17 protein-coding genes, 2 tRNA genes, 1 pseudogene and 1 riboswitch are annotated in these 17,048 nt (G+C 40.5%); of the genes and pseudogenes, 6 read left to right on the top strand and 14 right to left on the bottom strand.

What is annotated here, in order from left to right:
• Positions 1-17: 17 nt before the first annotated feature.
• The 7 genes from pheT to FBQ94_RS06365 all read right to left on the bottom strand — a co-directional run bounded on the left by pheT (position 18) and on the right by FBQ94_RS06365 (position 6,411).
• Positions 18-2,024: a phenylalanine--tRNA ligase subunit beta gene (pheT, locus tag FBQ94_RS06335; RefSeq protein ID WP_007222036.1), complete on the bottom strand. Its 2,007-nt coding sequence runs from the start codon at positions 2,022-2,024 to the stop codon at positions 18-20.
• Positions 2,025-3,041: a phenylalanine--tRNA ligase subunit alpha gene (gene pheS, locus FBQ94_RS06340; RefSeq protein WP_007222035.1), complete on the bottom strand. Its 1,017-nt coding sequence runs from the start codon at positions 3,039-3,041 to the stop codon at positions 2,025-2,027.
• Positions 3,042-3,223: 182 nt separating this feature from the next.
• The gene (rplT, locus tag FBQ94_RS06345; protein WP_007222034.1) at positions 3,224-3,580 is read right to left on the bottom strand and encodes a 50S ribosomal protein L20; all 357 of its coding nucleotides are present in this window, start codon (positions 3,578-3,580) and stop codon (positions 3,224-3,226) included.
• A 36-nt stretch (positions 3,581-3,616) separates the two neighbouring features.
• Positions 3,617-3,814 carry a 50S ribosomal protein L35 gene (rpmI, locus tag FBQ94_RS06350; RefSeq protein ID WP_007222033.1) on the bottom strand — a complete coding sequence of 66 codons (198 nt, stop codon included), beginning with the start codon at positions 3,812-3,814 and terminating at the stop codon, positions 3,617-3,619.
• 69 nt (positions 3,815-3,883) lie between these two features.
• Complete coding sequence (gene infC / locus FBQ94_RS06355) at positions 3,884-4,381, bottom strand: translation initiation factor IF-3 (RefSeq protein WP_083849269.1); 498 nt, start codon at positions 4,379-4,381, stop codon at positions 3,884-3,886.
• A 27-nt stretch (positions 4,382-4,408) separates the two neighbouring features.
• The gene (gene thrS, locus FBQ94_RS06360; RefSeq protein ID WP_007222031.1) at positions 4,409-6,220 is read right to left on the bottom strand and encodes a threonine--tRNA ligase; all 1,812 of its coding nucleotides are present in this window, start codon (positions 6,218-6,220) and stop codon (positions 4,409-4,411) included.
• Positions 6,221-6,334: 114 nt separating this feature from the next.
• Positions 6,335-6,411: transfer RNA gene (locus tag FBQ94_RS06365), tRNA-Val, on the bottom strand.
• A gap of 230 nt (positions 6,412-6,641) precedes the next feature.
• Here FBQ94_RS06365 and nadA point away from each other — a divergent pair.
• Together nadA and larE are read left to right on the top strand one after the other, a co-directional pair.
• Positions 6,642-7,556, top strand: a complete 915-nt coding sequence (nadA, locus tag FBQ94_RS06370; RefSeq protein WP_007222030.1) for a quinolinate synthase NadA — start codon at positions 6,642-6,644, stop codon at positions 7,554-7,556.
• A gap of 105 nt (positions 7,557-7,661) precedes the next feature.
• The gene (larE, locus tag FBQ94_RS06375; RefSeq protein WP_007222029.1) at positions 7,662-8,477 is read left to right on the top strand and encodes an ATP-dependent sacrificial sulfur transferase LarE; all 816 of its coding nucleotides are present in this window, start codon (positions 7,662-7,664) and stop codon (positions 8,475-8,477) included.
• Between the two features lie 51 nt (positions 8,478-8,528).
• Here the strand turns inward: larE and FBQ94_RS06380 are convergent, their stop codons facing one another.
• A complete protein-coding gene (locus FBQ94_RS06380) occupies positions 8,529-9,212 on the bottom strand; it encodes a DUF1559 family PulG-like putative transporter (RefSeq protein ID WP_007222028.1) in 684 nt (227 codons plus the stop codon).
• A 226-nt stretch (positions 9,213-9,438) separates the two neighbouring features.
• Positions 9,439-9,562, bottom strand: a riboswitch (cyclic di-GMP riboswitch).
• A 531-nt stretch (positions 9,563-10,093) separates the two neighbouring features.
• On the opposite strand from FBQ94_RS06380, the gene amrS reads away from it, so the two are divergent.
• Complete coding sequence (gene amrS / locus FBQ94_RS06385) at positions 10,094-11,104, top strand: AmmeMemoRadiSam system radical SAM enzyme (protein ID WP_007222027.1); 1,011 nt, start codon at positions 10,094-10,096, stop codon at positions 11,102-11,104.
• Between the two features lie 24 nt (positions 11,105-11,128).
• Positions 11,129-11,614: a universal stress protein gene (locus tag FBQ94_RS06390; protein ID WP_007222026.1), complete on the top strand. Its 486-nt coding sequence runs from the start codon at positions 11,129-11,131 to the stop codon at positions 11,612-11,614.
• 745 nt (positions 11,615-12,359) lie between these two features.
• Here the strand turns inward: FBQ94_RS06390 and FBQ94_RS06395 are convergent.
• Positions 12,360-12,755, bottom strand: coding sequence for a hypothetical protein (locus FBQ94_RS06395; RefSeq protein ID WP_007222024.1), 396 nt, complete (start codon positions 12,753-12,755; stop codon positions 12,360-12,362).
• A gap of 369 nt (positions 12,756-13,124) precedes the next feature.
• Here FBQ94_RS06395 and FBQ94_RS06400 point away from each other — a divergent pair, with 369 nt between their 5' ends.
• Positions 13,125-13,775 (top strand): HAD family hydrolase, encoded by a 651-nt coding sequence (locus FBQ94_RS06400; protein ID WP_040543725.1) that lies wholly within the window; start codon positions 13,125-13,127, stop codon positions 13,773-13,775.
• An 11-nt stretch (positions 13,776-13,786) separates the two neighbouring features.
• On the top strand, positions 13,787-14,293 hold the full coding sequence (locus FBQ94_RS06405) for a nitroreductase family protein (protein WP_007222022.1): 507 nt from the start codon (positions 13,787-13,789) through the stop codon (positions 14,291-14,293).
• On the opposite strand, the gene FBQ94_RS06410 is transcribed toward FBQ94_RS06405, so the two are convergent.
• From FBQ94_RS06410 to FBQ94_RS06430, 5 genes and pseudogenes are all read right to left on the bottom strand, one after another.
• Positions 14,287-14,745 carry a PEGA domain-containing protein gene (locus FBQ94_RS06410; protein WP_007222021.1) on the bottom strand — a complete coding sequence of 153 codons (459 nt, stop codon included), beginning with the start codon at positions 14,743-14,745 and terminating at the stop codon, positions 14,287-14,289. The genes FBQ94_RS06405 and FBQ94_RS06410 overlap by 7 nt on opposite strands.
• Positions 14,745-15,239, bottom strand: a complete 495-nt coding sequence (locus tag FBQ94_RS06415; RefSeq protein ID WP_007222020.1) for a metallophosphoesterase — start codon at positions 15,237-15,239, stop codon at positions 14,745-14,747. The genes FBQ94_RS06410 and FBQ94_RS06415 overlap by 1 nt, the downstream gene beginning before the upstream one ends.
• Positions 15,240-15,306: 67 nt before the next feature.
• Positions 15,307-15,399 (bottom strand) — tRNA-Ser (locus FBQ94_RS06420).
• 281 nt (positions 15,400-15,680) lie between these two features.
• Positions 15,681-16,595: a PKD domain-containing protein gene (locus tag FBQ94_RS06425; RefSeq protein WP_502872684.1), complete on the bottom strand. Its 915-nt coding sequence runs from the start codon at positions 16,593-16,595 to the stop codon at positions 15,681-15,683.
• A 2-nt stretch (positions 16,596-16,597) separates the two neighbouring features.
• Positions 16,598-17,048, bottom strand: a pseudogene (locus tag FBQ94_RS06430) (hypothetical protein); the annotation flags it as partial.

A 17,048-nucleotide genomic window follows, 5' to 3' on the forward strand; every position in this document is an offset into this window, starting at 1 on the left:
GTAACGGCATTGCACTGTTATAGCTTTCGCAATTCTGCATCGAGTGTTGTATGAAGCACATCGAGGATAGTCCACTCAGCAGTTTCAACCTCTTCACTTTTTAGCGTACGGTCTTCAGCTTGAAAACAAAGGTTAAAGGCAACGCTTTTTTTTCCTGCCGGTATCTGCTTGCCACGATAAACATCAAAAAAATGTATTCCTTTTAAGAAGGATATATGGGTAGCCGTAATACACTTTTCAATAGACGTCCACGGTACCTCTTCATCAACAATAATTGCCAGATCGCGAAAGACAGGGGGGTATGGCGACAAAGGATGATATCTTTTTTCAAAATTTGATTTTTCTGCCAGGAAGTCCATATCCAACTCGGATAAACAGAAGGATGTTTTAAACCCCAATTCTCTGCTAGCCTCCCCCAAATACCCCAAAGTTTTATCATCGAGTTGAATCTTTGCTGCCCTTTCATCCCTAAACAATTTGGGTTCACTGAAGGGAATCCATTCACGTTTTAAAGAAGAGATACCTAAGTGCAATACTAATGATTCAATAATACCCTTCAAAGTGAAAAAATCCGCATCTATGAGCAGGGATAAACAGGTCTTTTCGTGAGGCAGTTTATCGCCTGCAAGATAAACTCTGGCGATCTCAAATATCTTTATGGATTCGTTACCATGATTCACATTATATCTCTTGGTGTTAATAAGGCTTGGTAATAAGCTCGTCCGCATGCGACTCTCTTCCTGTCTAAGCGGATTGGCAATATCCAGGGACTCTCGCTCTGACCACAGTTTTACTGATTGTAATGGTGAAATATCGACAATACTAAAGGTCTTGACTTCATAAAACCCAAGACCAATGAGAAACTGACGAATACAATCCTCTACCGCCTCATATTTGCTTTTTATACTGCCCCGGACACAAATGGATGTCTTTGCAGGAATGTTATTGTACCCATAAATTCTGGCTATTTCCTCAATCAGGTCAATCTCACGATAAATATCACCCCGGAAGCTTGGCACCACAACATCTATAAAGTTATCAACCTCGTTTACGATAGTAAATTGAAGCCTTTTTAGGATATCGCTGGCAATGTCTCTTTTTATTTCTATGCCCAAAATTCTCTGAAGTCTTTCTATACGAAGCGGAATCCTTTTCTTCTCATACTCTCTCTGCTTTATATCAATAACTCCGCTCACTATTTCTCCATCAGCCAATTCTTTCATAAGCTTTACAGCCCTTTTAGACGCCAGTTCTATACCCCCCGGATCTGTACTCCGCTCAAAACGATACGATGAATCCGTGAATACGCCTAACTCCTTTGATGTGCGTCGCACGTGTCCTGGCTCAAATAAAGCGCATTCCAGAAGGATATTCCTGGTTGAATCAGATACTTCTGTTTCCTTGCCTCCCATAACACCTGCAATAGCTACCGGCCTTTTGCTGTCGGCAATAACCAGCATATCATGAAAAAGCGCCCGCTTTACTCCGTTTATAACAACAATCATTTCCCCGTCTAAAGCTCTTCTTACCACGATTTTTTGATCTGCGATCTTATCCAAATCAAAAGCATGGATCGGTTGTCCCGTCTCCATCATCACATAATTTGTGATATCTACAATATTATTTACCGGCCGGATACCTATACACCTCAACTTTTTTTGCATCCACTCCGGAGAGGGTCTCACGGTTACATGCCGTACAACTCTGGCGGTATAATGAGGACATAACACAGGATCTTCAACGGTAACATCAATAAATTTTGTTACCTTGGCAGATAGTGTCTCAAAATCCGTATCCGGTATGTGTAACGCTCCTCCGACCGCCGCAATTACTTCACGCGTTATACCAATAATACCAAGGCAATCTGGTCGATTGGAAGTAACTTCTACCTCCAGGCAGTAATCGTCTTCTACCGGTTTAATATCGGCAACTACCAATCCTGCATTGGTTAACTTATCAGCAAGCTCTTCAGGAGATAAGTAAAAATACGCATATTCTTTTAACCAGTTATAGCTGATCTTCATCTAAAATTGAGAGAGAAAACGTATATCATTTTCATAAAAAAGGCGGATATCAGAGATACCGTGTTTTAGCATGGTAATCCTCTCTACTCCCATCCCAAACGCAAAACCCGTATATTTTTCAGTATCATAATGGACAGCTTTGAATACATGAGGATCAACCATTCCGGCTCCTAGTATTTCCACCCATCCACTGTAAGAACAAACACTGCATCCCTTACCCGAACACAGAGAACACGAAATATCTACCTCGGCACTCGGTTCTGTAAAGGGAAAAAAGGATGGTCTAAAACGCATCCGGACATCCTTGCCAAAATAGGTTTTAATAAATTGGTTCAGTACTTCCTTCAGGTCTGCAAAGCTTACCCCCTCATCCACGAGCAGACCTTCTACCTGATGAAACATAAATGAATGCCTGGCGTCAACCGTATCAGGTCTGTATACTTTGCCAGGGGCAATAATACGGATCGGCGGTTTTTGTTTCTCCATAATACGAATCTGAACCGTAGACGTCTGGCTTCTTAAAAGAATATCGTTTTTAATATAGAAGGTATCAAAATCAGTTCGGGAGGGATGATCCGCCGGAATATTTAAGGCCTCAAAATTATAATACTCCAGCTCTACCTCAGGTCCGTAAACGACATCGAAACCCAATCGGGCAAATACTTCTTTGACATCGTCAATGGTTTGAGTAAGTGGATGCTTTTTCCCTGTGACAGGCAATTTCCCCGGCAAGGTTATATCAAATATCTCATGGTTAACTTTTAGAACCGGTTCACGGGATAATTTTTCTATAACCTCTTCTATGAAACTGGCAACTTCCGCCTTTAAAGCGTTAATTTGTTGTCCGAATGCAGCACGTTGCTCTGCCGGTAACGTTGGAATAAGTTTCATGAAATCCTGGATAATACCTTTTCTTCCAAGATATTTTATCTTGAGTTGCTCTGCATCTTTCAATGTAGTCACCGCACGAATTTCTTCTTGTAAGTCTCTTTTTACTTTTTCTGTTTTTTTGAACATAAGAAAGGTGTCTCTTAAAATAAACTCTATAAAAAAGAGGCACGTTCTATCCTTGTCTATAGGAAAAGACGTGCCTCATATCTTACAAGCTTCTGCGGCCTACCGAGTAAAGCGCCTGAAAAACAGACTACTGATAGTTCTTTACTGAAAATAAAGAACATTATACAGCACCTAAGAATACCTTATCCTGCTGCTGCCTTTACTTGTTCAACTAACTTATCAAAGGCAGGTTTGTCATTTACCGCCATTTCAGCCAGCATTTTTCGATTTAAATCCACATTGGCCTTGACTAATCCACTGATAAAACGGCTATAGGACATGCCACGTTCCCTTACGGCAGCATTAATTCTGGAAATCCATAATTCTCTGAATTTCCTCTTACGCGCCTTCCTGTCCCGGAATGAAAAGACCATAGCACGGATATAGGTTTCCATGGCCTTGCGGTATAAGTTACCTCTTCCGCCCCAGTAGCCCTCTGTTTTGTTTAATAACCTTTTTCTTGACCTTTTTCTTGCAGCACCTTTTGTTGCTCTTGGCATATTACTAATCTCTCATAAAAAAATTCAAATATATGTTTAACGCAATCGTAAAGCTCTTTTCATATTCTTACTGAAAGCAGGGGATACTTCATCTTTTTTTCTCAAATGTTCCTTTTTTCTTCCTGACTTTCCGGACATTAAGTGGCTTTTCCCGGCCTTCGGCCTCTTTACCTTGCCTTTAGCACTAATCTTTATTCTTTTCTTAAGCCCTTTATGGGTTTTTAATTTTGGCATCTATAAATCTCCCTGATAATGATAATAAAGATACGATAATGCGAATAACACAACAGGAGCAGATCTGTATCACTTAGGCGCCAGGATCATTCCCATTTTTCGCTCATCTGCTATCTTTTCCTTTTCCACCTTAGCAATATCCTCTAATGCGGTAGCAAACTGTTTTAAAATATTTTCTCCCAGCTCAGAATGAGCCCGTTCTCTTCCTTTAAACAGCATATTAATGAGTACACGATTTTTGCTTTCTAAAAATTTCCTCGCCTGACGAATCTTCGTTTGAATATCGTGTTCTCCGGTTTTTGGCCTTATTCTTAATTCTTTCAATTGAACTACATGCTGCTTTTGATGCATCTTTTTCTTTTGTTTATATTTATACTTGCCGTAGTTCATAATCCGGCAAACAGGAGGATTTGCATCCGGAGCTACCTCAACAAGGTCTTGCTCCACGCCCTTTGCTTTTGCAAGGGCTTCTTCTTTGCTAATCACCCCAACCTGCGCACCATTCTCATCTATCAATCGTACCGTTGCAGCGCGAATACGTTCGTTAATCCTTAGTTCTTGTGAAATGTATAGTCTCCTCCAAAAAGTTTAGAACTATCTCTTTTCCCGAATTTCAGCATCGATATTTTTTATAAAATCTTCAACAGAAACTGCCCCCTCATTCCCTTTCCTTCTACTCCTGACAGAAACAGTGCCATCTTGCATTTCTTTATCACCGACAATCAATAAATAAGGAATTTTTTCCAGGGTGCCTTCCCGTATTTTATAATTAATCTTTGCATTCCCTGTATCACATTCTACCCTAAAACTCTTTGAAAGCAACAACGCTTGCAATTTTTTTGCATGCTCAATATGCGTATCAGTAATCGGCAATATCCGCATTTGAATTGGCGCTATCCATAACGGAAAATCACCAGCATAGTGTTCTATCAAGCATCCTATAAATCGTTCCATAGCGCCCAGGACTGTACGATGAACCATTACTACCTGATGATGAAAACCGTCTGAACCAACATACTTCACATCAAACCTCTCAGGAAGATTAAAATCTACCTGAATGGTAGGCCCCTGCCATCCTCTTCCAAGAGCATCCCTAACCTTAATATCAATGGCCGGACCATAAAATTTTGCCTCTCCTTCCATGCGGATATACGGCAACCCTTTCTTATCAAGGGCAATTTTTAAGGCATTTTCGGCATGATCCCAAACATCATCCCGTCCTATATACTTTTCTTTTTCACCCTTGCCACGCACACTTAATTCTATCTCATATTCATGAAACCCGAAGCTTGATAGCATAAACTGAGCCAGTTCTAATACCCCCAGTATCTCATCCTCTAGCTGATCAGGGGTACAGAATATATGAGCATCATCCTGAGTAAACCCTCGTACACGCAGCAAGCCATGTAAGACACCGGACCTCTCGTATCGGTATACAGTTCCTAGTTCCCCCCATCGTAAGGGAAGCTCACGGTAACTGTGGAGTTTCGTCTTATACATAAGCACAGCAAAGGGGCAATTCATAGGCTTCAGGATATATTCCTGCCCCTCAACATCTATAGGCGAGTACATACTCTCCCGATAAAAATTCCAATGACCACTGGTCTTCCATAAATTGATTTTTGCTATGTGCGGACTATAAAGTATCTCATACCCCCGCTTGAAATGTTCTTCCCTCCAAAAATTCTCTATCAGATTCCGCATCCGGGCGCCTTTTGGATGCCAAAAGGTTAACCCCGGTCCCCCCTCTTCATGGAAGCTAAAGAGATCCAGATCTTTGCCTATTTTCCGATGATCCCGTTTTTCCGCCTCTTCCAGGAATTTTAAATATTTCTCAAGCTCAGTCTGAGTAAAAAATGCAGTGCCATAAATGCGCTGCAGCATGGGATTCGTCTCTTTTCCACGCCAATAAGCGCCTGCTACGTTCAGAAGTTTAAAGACCTTTAGCGCTCCTGTCCGATGAATATGGGGTCCACGGCACAAATCTACAAAGTCGTCTTGTGAATAGAACGATACTGTATCACTCTCGATATCCTTAATAAGTTCCACTTTAAAAGGCTGTCCAAGAGCTTCCATCTTCTTTATAGCGGCGTCACGCGGTAATTCCGTCCTTTTAAAGACAAGATCCTCCCGGATAATTCTGAACATTTCCTCTTCAATTTTTTTCAGATCCTCTTCAGACAGACCGTGCTGAAGACCAAAATCGTAATAGAATCCATTCTCAATAGTAGGACCTATACCGAGTTTCACACCAGGAAATAACCTGCTGACCGCTTGTGCCATAATATGAGCTGCACTGTGACGAAGAATTTCCAAATCTTCTTTTGTATTCCCGGTAACTACAGATGCAGCCAGAGTATCTTTACACTCTTTTTTTGTCCCGTCAGGCAATGTAACCTTAACCATTCCTTAAAATGTATCCCTTCCTGCTCCTCGCTATACTATAACTTTATACTGAGATTTAGCAACAACCCCTTTGAGGTATTCGATGCCGTATTAGGAAATCTTTTCATTACTCTATGGTGGGCGATACTGGACTCGAACCAGTGACCTCTTGCTTGTCGAGCAAGCGCTCTAGCCAACTGAGCTAATCGCCCTAAGTATTTTACGGTTTAAAATGATAGAAAGATTTTTCCCGAAACCTTTAAGAATATCATACTTAGGGTTAGCAATTATATCAAAACAATTTTTTCTTGTCAAGTGAAAACGATTTTGAGACATCGTGTCTGCGCTTCTCATTATTTTATAAAAAAGTATTTAAAAATAATTTATGCTTTGTTATGATTAAAATTCAGCAAATTTATTTAAAATAAATTTAGGGAGTATGATGATACCTGTGTCTACCATAGCAGATAAAATAAAGGAATTAAAGGTAAAAAGAAATGCTGTAATCCTTGCACATAATTACCAGAGGGGAGAAGTGCAGGATATTGCAGACTTTGCTGGCGATTCGTTAGGGCTTTCGCAGCAAGCAGCGAAGACAAAAGCTGATATTATCGTATTCTGTGGTGTGCATTTCATGGCAGAAACGGCTTCCCTGCTTTGTCCCGGCAAACTGGTATTATTACCTGATGAACATGCAGGATGCCCTATGGCCAATATGATCACCATAAAACAACTTCAGATAAAGAAAAAGGAACACCCACAAGCCAAGGTAGTCTGTTATGTAAATAGCACCGCCGCAGTAAAGGCTGAGAGTGATATATGCTGCACATCCTCTAATGCAGTGAAGATTGTTTCATCAATTCCCAAAGATGAAGAAATCCTGTTCATACCTGATAAAAGTCTGGGGGGTTATGTAGCATCAAAACTGAATCGGCCTATGATACTCTGGGAAGGATATTGCCCCACCCACCACAGGATATTGGCTGAACACATTATAAAATTGAAGGAAGAACACCCCCATGCCAGGATTGTGGTACATCCGGAGTGTACTTCTGATGTAATAGCATTAGCAGACCATGTTGCCAGTACCACAGGCATTGCCAAGTATTGCAGGGAAAACGATGCCCGGGAATTTATTATAGGAACAGAGATTGGTATCCTGCATCGTTTAAAGAAAGAGAATCCTGAAAAATCTTTCTATGCAATTACGAAACTTGCCGATTGTTCCAATATGAAACTTATTACCCTGGAAAAGGTGTTATGGTCTCTGGAGGACCTCGTTTATCAGGTAAAGGTGCCGGATACTATTGCAGGGAAGGCGCGAACAGCAATCCAAAGAATGCTGGATTTATCATAAACCGCAGAAACACAAAGAGCGCAATAAAAGACATTAATGTAGTTAATCTCTGAACCCTGTGCCTTCTGCTTCCATGCAGTAAATAAAATTTTTTCTCTGTTACCTATGGATATAAAAGAAAAACTTAAAAAACTACAAGACACCGTGAAAACCCTGGAAGGTGTTGTGATAGCCTTTTCCGGCGGAGTGGATAGCTCTCTCGTGGCAAAGGTTTGTTATGATGTCCTCGGAGAAAAGGCCCTCGCTGTAACTGCGCGTTCAGAAACATATCCGGCATATGAATACGAGGAGGCAAAAAAGATAGCAAAGGAAATAGGCATCCCTCATATGACTATCGACACCAGCGAACTTGGTATTGAAGGATTTGCGAACAATCCTCCGAACCGATGCTATTTTTGTAAATCAGAATTATTTGGAAAACTGAAAGAGATTGCTAAGGAGAAGGGCTATAAAAACGTTGCAGATGGGGCCAATCTCGATGATACCGGTGAACACCGGCCCGGACTTGATGCCGCAAGGGAGCTTAATGTACGCAGCCCTCTGAAGGAGAGCGGATTAAGAAAGGCCGATATCCGCCAGATATCGAAGTATCTTAACCTCTCCAACTGGGATAAACCTTCCTACGCATGTATGTCCTCGCGGTTCCCTTATGGACAAACTATCACGGAGGAAAAAATATCATTAGTTGCTGCTGCAGAAAACTATTTAAGAAGTATTGGTCTGAGGCAATTCCGTGTCAGACACCACGATACCATTGCGCGGATTGAGGTATTGCCCGAAGATATCCCCGCACTCTTGCAGGATGGCACAAGGAAAGAGATCGTTAAAAAATTCAAGGAGATCGGTTATAAATACGTCACCCTTGATATGGAGGGTTATCGTAGCGGGAGTATGAATGAGGTGCTTAATAAAAAAGGGTAATATCCAAAAAGAATATTACCCTTTTCAATAAACATTCAAGACAGAAATAAATTATTGCAGTATTGCAGTATCAGTTCCACCAGGACTTTGTGTGGTATGGTTTCCACCATCATTAGTCCATATATTATCATAACCAAAACCTGTTGTATTAGTGCCGTACCAGCCGGCTAATGAAGTACCCTTCCACTCAACGTGACCATCAATATAAAGCACATTTTGTCCTTTCTTTTTATGGTTATTTGAGAGCCATGAGGAGGTATCGGTTCCCAATCTATCGGCAACAATAGCTACACTTGGATCATCTGCCGGTTTATGATTATCATCATAACCATAGCTGCATGTGTCTGATGTAAATGAAGTATTTGTAGTTGTCAAATTTAAAACATTTGTTTCTGTAACAACAGCATCACTCGGACATCTGAAAACCTTCCTATCAGTAATATACGAATCAAAAAGTTTACCAAGCGATTCTCTTTCTTCCGCTGCATCGTCACTATCACTAGCTTTAGAACCGGAGGCTCCACCCGTAGGAAACACTTCACCATTTTCATTCGCATACATATGCATAGCCATCCCGATCTGTTTCAAATTAGAAGCACACTGCGTCCTGCGTGCCGATTCACGCGCCCTGCCCAATGCAGGCAACAGGATACCTGCAAGGATACCAATAATTGCGATTACAACAAGTAACTCGATTAACGTAAAACCCGCACTTCTCATTTTCTTCATCTCCATAGCTAGCCCCCCTCCTTTTAAGATTGTTAAGATGTATCCTCTCACGATGTTACAAAGATGCTTTTTTCTCACCTCCTTCTTGCAAAAGGACATATATCTTTAACAGCAGATTGAAATCCATGTTCTTGAAAATGCCTTTAAAACAAAAAAACCTTACCCCGGAAATAATCGGCGGAATATTCCCGTAGTAAGGTTGTCTAAATTTATCTTAAATTTATTTATCATGTTCGGTAGTAGGGCTATCTTTACTATTCATAGGAGAGACGCATCATGATGCGTCTCTGCCAGGCTATGATTAAAGATCCTTTACTTTGCGTCCCCTGATCACTCAGGGTTTGCCTTTATCGTTATGTGATGTTTTATAATGCTTACTTATTTGATCATGTATGTTTTTTTATCTAATAAATATATTCATTAAAATAATATCTTTACAACAATATCGATTTTGGCGCATTATATCACGGGAAATATTCCAGTCAACTAATATTTTCACACGATATTGAAATTTGGATCAAATTACTTGCCAGCATACAGAAAAAACGGTAAGATTATTTTTATGCCTAAAATTCTACAATGGGACACAGATTAACGCAGATATGTACCAATAAACTCATGATGCAGATATTGTAGGTAACTTATCTAATAAGTGATTATAGTATCAAATAGATGAAACCGGACGGAACATAATGAAACCAAATAAAATGAGTCATGATTTGATTGTGCCATCACGGACAAACGAGTTTGTCCGTGCCACCCTATCAAAAATATGTTTGGTTTCATCCTTGAAATACTATAACATTGCTTTCTTCGGCTGAAAAGGTCTGTGTTTATCTGTGTTCTTCTGTGTCCAAATGCAATGTTCAAGTTTAAGGAAAATACTTATGAAAGAAGCGATGTTTTTTGAGAAACTTGGAGATACGAAGGTAAGGTGTTACCTTTGCCGCCATCACTGTATTATTGCAGATGGGAAAAAGGGCATTTGCCGGGTTAGAGAGAACCACAAAGGCATACTCTATTCCCTTGTTTACCGGAAGCTCGTCTCGGAAAATATCGACCCTGTTGAAAAAAAGCCACTGTATCATTTTTATCCCGGCACAACCGCTTTTTCTGTTGCAACGGTAGGATGCAATTTCAAGTGCCTGAACTGCCAAAATTATGAGATATCACAACTGCCTGGAAATTATGAGCAAATCGCAGGCAGAGATGTTGCTCCGGAAAGGATCGTTGAAGAGGCTTTGGGTTATCACTGTAAGAGTATTGCATATACCTACACGGAACCTACGATCTTTTTTGAGTATGCCTATGAAATAGCTAAAATAGCAGATAATACATCGATGAAAAACGTATTTGTAACAAACGGATATATAACCCGTGAGGCCCTTACGACAATAAAACCGTATCTGCATGCCGCAAACGTGGATATGAAAAGTTTTTCGCGCGAAACCTATAAAAAGCTGTGCGGTGCGCAATTGGACGGGGTAATCGATTGCATCCGTTCCTACAAAGAGATGGGCATCTGGATAGAAATAACCACATTGATCATACCGGGAATTAACGATTCAGAATCAGAATTAAGGCAGATTGCCGGATTTATAAGAAGTCTGGGGCCTGAGGTTCCGTGGCATGTAAGTCGCTTTTATCCGGGATACCGCCTCATTGAAAAACCCCCAACTTCAGTTGATACGTTGAGAATGGCGCGTGAAATAGGTTTGGAAGCGGGACTGCGATATGTGTATGAAGGCAACGTGCCTGGCGAAGGAGGAGAAAACACCTATTGTTATGCATGTAAGAAGATCCTTATCAAAAGATATGGATACCAGATTGTTGAAAACAACATCATCAATTCAAGATGTCCGGCATGCAATACCGGCATCGATGGTATTGGCATGTAAGTACAAAAATAACGAGGAGACCGTATGATCGTATTAAAGAAGATATTATGTCCTGTAGACCACTCCGAATGTTCGTATCTTGCCTTAAAATATGCAATTTCTTTGGCGCTGAAAGATGAAGCAAAATTATATCTCATGCATGTAATAGATTCCCGTTTTTACGATACAGAAATATACAAATTCAGCCCTTATAATAAGCCCGAGGAGATTGATGTTGCCAAAATTCGGGCAAATTTAATAAAGAGTCTCCCTGAGGGAACAACGGATGTATTGGAGGTAGAAACTATTATCGTAAAGGGTGTGCCCTTTTATGAGATAACAAACGCTGCTAAGGAAATCGGGGTAGATATTATCGTAATGGGCACGCATGGAAGAACTGGAATTTCTCATGTTATGATGGGTAGTGTAGCAGAAAAGGTTGTCCGCAAGGCACCCTGCCCAGTCCTTATGGTTAGAATGCCATCTACACCCCCTGTTATTCCCAGCGGGAGTATTCCTGGCGCAAGTTGATTCATATACGTGTATTCTCTGGCATTGTCCAAAAAGTCTCCTATGTCACCCCTTCGGGGTTTAAGGGCTTTTTTCTGTTTTTTGCTATAATCATAACATCCCTACGGGATTAGGCAGAAAAATAAGGTAACTATTCAGCGTAATTTTCACGAATACAATATATGGCATAAAATAGTCATAATCACAAAAATTAACCACAGGTTGTACCGCCATATATAGGCAGAAAATGCAAATCGAGCGTTTTTTGCCATATATAGTATTTGTCACTCAAACACGCTGAATAGTTACAAAATAAGAGTCTATTCAAAAACCCCTGTAAATCACAGGAAGAATATACTTCAAAAGAGGTTTTCGGATAGGCTCTAAGAAACTGTCTGAAAAGATGCTATGGTGGATTCGCTTCGTTTAATCCACCCTTACATGTAATTCTATAACGAGTAGAGTGGATTAAGGCGCTGTCTCTTGCGCTGAATCCACCGCATGGATACTTTTCAGGCAGTCTCTAAGTATGTGTATCCTGTCTTCTGGATTCTGTCTCCTGAATTCTCTATTCTGTTGGCAAAGAGCATGCACAAAAACTTGTGGTCAGATACTTACAAAACAATTCCCGGACAACCTGTAAAGGGCTGCCCTGCAGCATTGAATATCCCCTTGCATTACAAATAAAGAAAGCCATTGCAGTGTAACTCATACACACTGCAATGGCTTTTATAAAAAGATTTCTCAGAGAGAAATCTGTCTTTATTTATCGCACTGAATATCTTCCCATGTGTCTGTCGTTTAATTCGCCGATTTTTGACTTATTCCAGTTAGATACCCTGCTATAATATCCTACAATACGAGTAACTCCATGGAGCCGATTCGTTGTTCCTGTTTCCAGTGCATCGATAACAAAACCTAAATCCTGCCGGATTACTGCATCAATACTAATAGCGAAAGCACATTCTAACTTGTGATTAATAATCTTGAGTAAATGTTCTTGTGGTGTACTTCCGTCAATATCACCATCTATCTCCAAAAACTCGTGCCCTTCGATTGCTTCATCAAAGGCCTTTAGTCTTTCTTCGATAAATAATTGTACGTCTTCCTTTTCGCTGCCAACTCTACTTATTACTGCATTTTCTAATACTGCTGTTGTCATCTGTTAAACCTCCTTATCAAGAATACCTAATAATTCCTTACTTAGTTGATTATATCTGCTTTGTTTTTTTACTTTCGTTAATCTCTTTTTCAGATCACCTCTCTTTCCTAACAAAATATATCCCATATGTTGTATACCCACTTTTATACTATCTAATCACAAAAAAGACCTTTGTCAAGAATAAAGCACAATATTTTGTATATGTTTTCCATAAAGACACAATATATTGGTAATTAACTGTCTTTTTTATAGGTACTTATGATTAAATAAAATATTTGAAATAAATCAACGTATTGTATTTGTAGAATAGCGTACAGGTAATACGTTTTTTTATTGAAAGACATCCATATACGTTGTAAAATCCATTTCATGAAAAAGGCAGCAATTTTCGATATTGATGGGACGATCATTAAGAGTATCTCTTCTGAAAGGGTATTTTTCCGCTATCTTCTTGAAAAAAAACTGATTAACTCCGGGGATTTATTGCGGCTTGCACATGTTTTTATGTATAGGCTTCTATCCCTCAAAGGAATCTACGTTAGAAAAAACAAATATTATCTCAAGAATAAAGAATATGAAAAAATACTCTCAACGGTACATGAATGTTTTACAGAACGGATTTCTCCCTATATTTCTCCGATTGCCACAAAAGAGATAAAAGAATTAAAAGATGCGGGTTATATCATTATATTATTATCAGGAACATTAAGTCCTTTCGTAGAATGTTTCAGGAAATATTGTAATGCCGATGTAGGCATTGGAACCAGTCTCGCAATTAACGATGAGGGTATAATTACCGGAGAAATAGATGGGATACATTCATATAGCAGTGGAAAAGTAAAGGTTGTGAATCGCCTTGCTACGGAATATAATATCGACCTTTCATCATCGTATGCTTATGCCAATCAATATGTAGATGTAAAGTTTATGCGTATGGTAGGGTACCCAATAGCCGTAAACGCAAGCCCTATGCTTCGACTCTATGCAAAGATGAATCGTTGGAAGGTTATAGAATTTTAAGGGAAAATACTATGGATATTTATGAGATTATGAAGAAAAGGCGGAGTATACGTTCCTATAAGCCGGAGCCTATTGAAGAGGAGAAGGTACATCGGATATTGGAGACTGTGCGGTTTGCCCCAAGCGCTGCCAACAGGCAGCCTGTTTTTTGTGTAGTTATTAAGGATGAGAAGATAAAACAACAGTTAAAAATGGCATACCAGGAGGAATGGTTTTATACAGCTCCCGTGATTATCTGTGTCTGCAGTATTCCGGAAAGGGCATGGAAACGAAGCGATGGAAAAAACTATGCAGATATTGATGCAACAATCGTGATGGACCATCTCATTCTTGCTGCAACGGCTGAGGGATTAGGCACATGCTGGATTGCCGCTTTTAAAGCGCCCCTCTTAAAATCCATTCTCAATCTCCCGGCAGGAGTCGAGCCGATAGCAATAACTCCTCTTGGATATCCATTAAACACCCCGGAACCAACGTACCGCAAACCGTTAGAAGAAATGATAAAATATATTTATTGAACTGTGGGTTCCTGGAGTTGATCCCGCAATTCTTCGGCGTTTCTCATAACCTCCTTCCGGAGTTCTTCAACAGGTATCTGCTTTAAGGGGTCCAATTGATAATTAAAATAATGCTCATCCTTTAGTTTTACGGGGATTATTAATTCAAAAAAAAAGTCTATGGGAAAAATCTGATAGACAGGGGCTTTGATTTTTTCGTATGCAATCTTTCTCTCATAGAGAAGCCTGCCCTCTGCATCTGTTTTTTCCAGGGTAATCTTTCGGGTCCCGTAATAGGTGAACTCAGTTGTAACGGGTGTTTCACCAATCGGTTTATCGTCTAAATAAACTACAGCGCCCGGAGGATTAGAATCAACGGTAAGAGATCGCAATACACATCCACAGAGCGTAGCACACCAGAATAAACCGGTTATAACAAACCGGGTTATTTGTTTAAATAATTGCCCGTACATTACATAATATCCGGAGATACGTTTGACAGGTCTATAATCTCTGCGCGAGATACTTCAAGATCTAACACTGCTACCGTACTCCTCCCATGTAACCATCCACAACATTCTCCGGGATTAATATAGACAGGATTTTCCTTTTTGATTTCTGGAATATGGGTATGGGCGCTGATAATAATATCAGTATTCATTTTAGATCTTTTTGAAAGACAGTCAAGCATATGGGTTACTACAATATGTTTACCGCCGAGGAGTATATCGTAAGGCGGTTCATGAATATTTTTACAAACGCTCAGCAACCCCTTTCGCTCACCATCATTATTCCCGAATACCCCTACAAATTTTGTCTTCACCTTCATGAATTCCTTTAAAGAAAACGGGGCAACATAATCACCTGCATGAATGACGTATTGTAGGTCTTGTGTGTTAAAAAAATAAACAGCCTTTTGAATAGCAATAATATTATCGTGTGTATCTGCAATAATCCCAATCTTCATCAACTCGGCATTCGGTTATGTATTGAAAATATCTGAGGCGGGGCCTGTACGTACTATGATAAAGATATGGCGGAGAGGCCGGGATTCGAACCCGGGGTAGGGATTTAGTCCCTACAACGGTTTAGCAAACCGTCGCTTTAAGCCGCTCAGCCACCTCTCCAAAGTTCGTTTAAAACGCAAGCCTTATAACAAGTAATTACCTTTCGTTTAAATATAGTGATGAATATCCCCCTGTATCAAGAAATTTCATTATACAAAAAATACTTTTTTGTGCAAGGAAATTGTAACTTCTTCCAGGAATGATTAATACTTCAAAAAGTCCGGAGTGTTTCTGTTTTTTTAAGCTTTCCTCAAAAAAAGATTAACTCAAATTATATTATGAATTATGAATTACGGCAATAGAGATAGTATTCATTGATATAGAGATCAGTCGATGGTTTCCTAATGATACACCACATGGAGCAAGGGTGCGCCAGATTGGCTTCCCTCATACGATTCAGCCGTACGCCTACCAGTCCCCGTGATAATAACTACCAGAGAGTTACCATTTGACCAACCAGAACGGTTCACAATCTCCTGAATAACAGAAGATATATCAGATGTCTGCTGATCAGAACCGGATACTCCCACGGTTGTCCATGGCACGGGAGACCACGATACTGCGGCTGTTGTTCTTGGCCTTGATGATATATTCATACTAACGGCGGCAAACGTCACCGCATTATCAACATCTTCACCCTGAATCGTTAGCGAAGTCGCCTCTGAGGTTATCTCATCCACCTTAAATTGAATATAGGCATTTATAATAGTAGCATTTTTCGGAATATCAACCCCATTAAAACGCATACCTATCGTCTGATTGTTCTTATCAAATACCAGATCGAGATCCGTACTGGAAAGTATCACACTACCTGAAGACCTCTCTTCCGCATCATCTGAACCGGCCGTAACTCGAATCTCTCTCACTGTAGTAGCATCGTTATTAACAACAACGGTTATCTCATCACTCATATTTAAAGCGCTATCATCGGCCGTTAGACTCAGCACATACGTCCCTGTCTCTGAGAAGCTTGCCGTTGTGTCCACGACATTCGCATTGCCAAAGGTAACGGTGCCAGGACCACTGACCACACTCCAGGTAGTCGTTACTACTCCAGGAGGATTCGGCAAGCCATCATCGGTAACGGTACCATTCAGGATTGCATTATCCGGTAAGGTAATCGATTGATCTGCCCCTGCATTAACTGTGGGAGATTGATTACCCTGGGCTACGCTATACTCAATATGGAGTAATGGCGCTTCTGCCTGATTCCCATCATATGCCTCTGCTACGCGCTTACCAGTTCCCGTGAAAATAACTAAAACGCCACGGCATTATCAACATCTTCACCCTGAATCGTTAGCGAAGTCGCCTCCGAGGTTATCTCATCTGCCTTAAACTGAATATAGGCATTTGTAATAGTAGCATTTTTCGGAATATCAACCCCATTAAAACGTATACCTATCACCTGATTGTACTTATCAAAGACCAGATCGAGATCCGTACTGGAGAGTAGCATGCTACCCGAAGGCCTCTCTTCTGCATCATCTGTACTGGCTACAACCCGGATCTCTCTCACTAAGGTAGCACTGTTATTAACAACAACGGTCACCGCATCACTCGTCATTAAGTCGCCATCATCGGCCGTTAGTTGCAGCACATACGTACCGGCCTCCGAGAAGCTTGCCGTTGTATCCACGGCATTCACATCACCGAAGCTTACCGTACCTGTACCGCTCACCACACCCCAGGTTGCCGTTAGGGTGCCG

The sequence above is a fragment of the Candidatus Jettenia sp. AMX1 genome (assembly GCF_030263775.1).
In the GTDB taxonomy this organism is placed as follows: Bacteria; Planctomycetota; Brocadiia; order Brocadiales; family Brocadiaceae; genus Jettenia; species Jettenia caeni.

Bases quoted from the DNA above. Each gene is read 5' to 3' on its own strand.
- pheT (WP_007222036.1), bottom strand. From the start codon at position 2,024: ATGAAGATCAGCTATAACTGGTTAAAAGAATATGCGTATTTTTACTTA.
- amrS (WP_007222027.1), top strand. From the start codon at position 10,094: ATGAAAGAAGCGATGTTTTTTGAGAAACTTGGAGATACGAAGGTAAGG.
- rplT (WP_007222034.1), bottom strand. From the start codon at position 3,580: ATGCCAAGAGCAACAAAAGGTGCTGCAAGAAAAAGGTCAAGAAAAAGG.
- FBQ94_RS06410 (WP_007222021.1), bottom strand. From the start codon at position 14,745: ATGTACGGGCAATTATTTAAACAAATAACCCGGTTTGTTATAACCGGT.
- FBQ94_RS06395 (WP_007222024.1), bottom strand. From the start codon at position 12,755: ATGACAACAGCAGTATTAGAAAATGCAGTAATAAGTAGAGTTGGCAGC.
- FBQ94_RS06405 (WP_007222022.1), top strand. From the start codon at position 13,787: ATGGATATTTATGAGATTATGAAGAAAAGGCGGAGTATACGTTCCTAT.
- pheS (WP_007222035.1), bottom strand. From the start codon at position 3,041: ATGTTCAAAAAAACAGAAAAAGTAAAAAGAGACTTACAAGAAGAAATT.
- FBQ94_RS06380 (WP_007222028.1), bottom strand. From the start codon at position 9,212: ATGGAGATGAAGAAAATGAGAAGTGCGGGTTTTACGTTAATCGAGTTA.
- thrS (WP_007222031.1), bottom strand. From the start codon at position 6,220: ATGGTTAAGGTTACATTGCCTGACGGGACAAAAAAAGAGTGTAAAGAT.
- FBQ94_RS06390 (WP_007222026.1), top strand. From the start codon at position 11,129: ATGATCGTATTAAAGAAGATATTATGTCCTGTAGACCACTCCGAATGT.
- FBQ94_RS06400 (WP_040543725.1), top strand. From the start codon at position 13,125: ATGAAAAAGGCAGCAATTTTCGATATTGATGGGACGATCATTAAGAGT.
- rpmI (WP_007222033.1), bottom strand. From the start codon at position 3,814: ATGCCAAAATTAAAAACCCATAAAGGGCTTAAGAAAAGAATAAAGATT.
- larE (WP_007222029.1), top strand. From the start codon at position 7,662: ATGGATATAAAAGAAAAACTTAAAAAACTACAAGACACCGTGAAAACC.
- FBQ94_RS06415 (WP_007222020.1), bottom strand. From the start codon at position 15,239: ATGAAGATTGGGATTATTGCAGATACACACGATAATATTATTGCTATT.
- nadA (WP_007222030.1), top strand. From the start codon at position 6,642: ATGATACCTGTGTCTACCATAGCAGATAAAATAAAGGAATTAAAGGTA.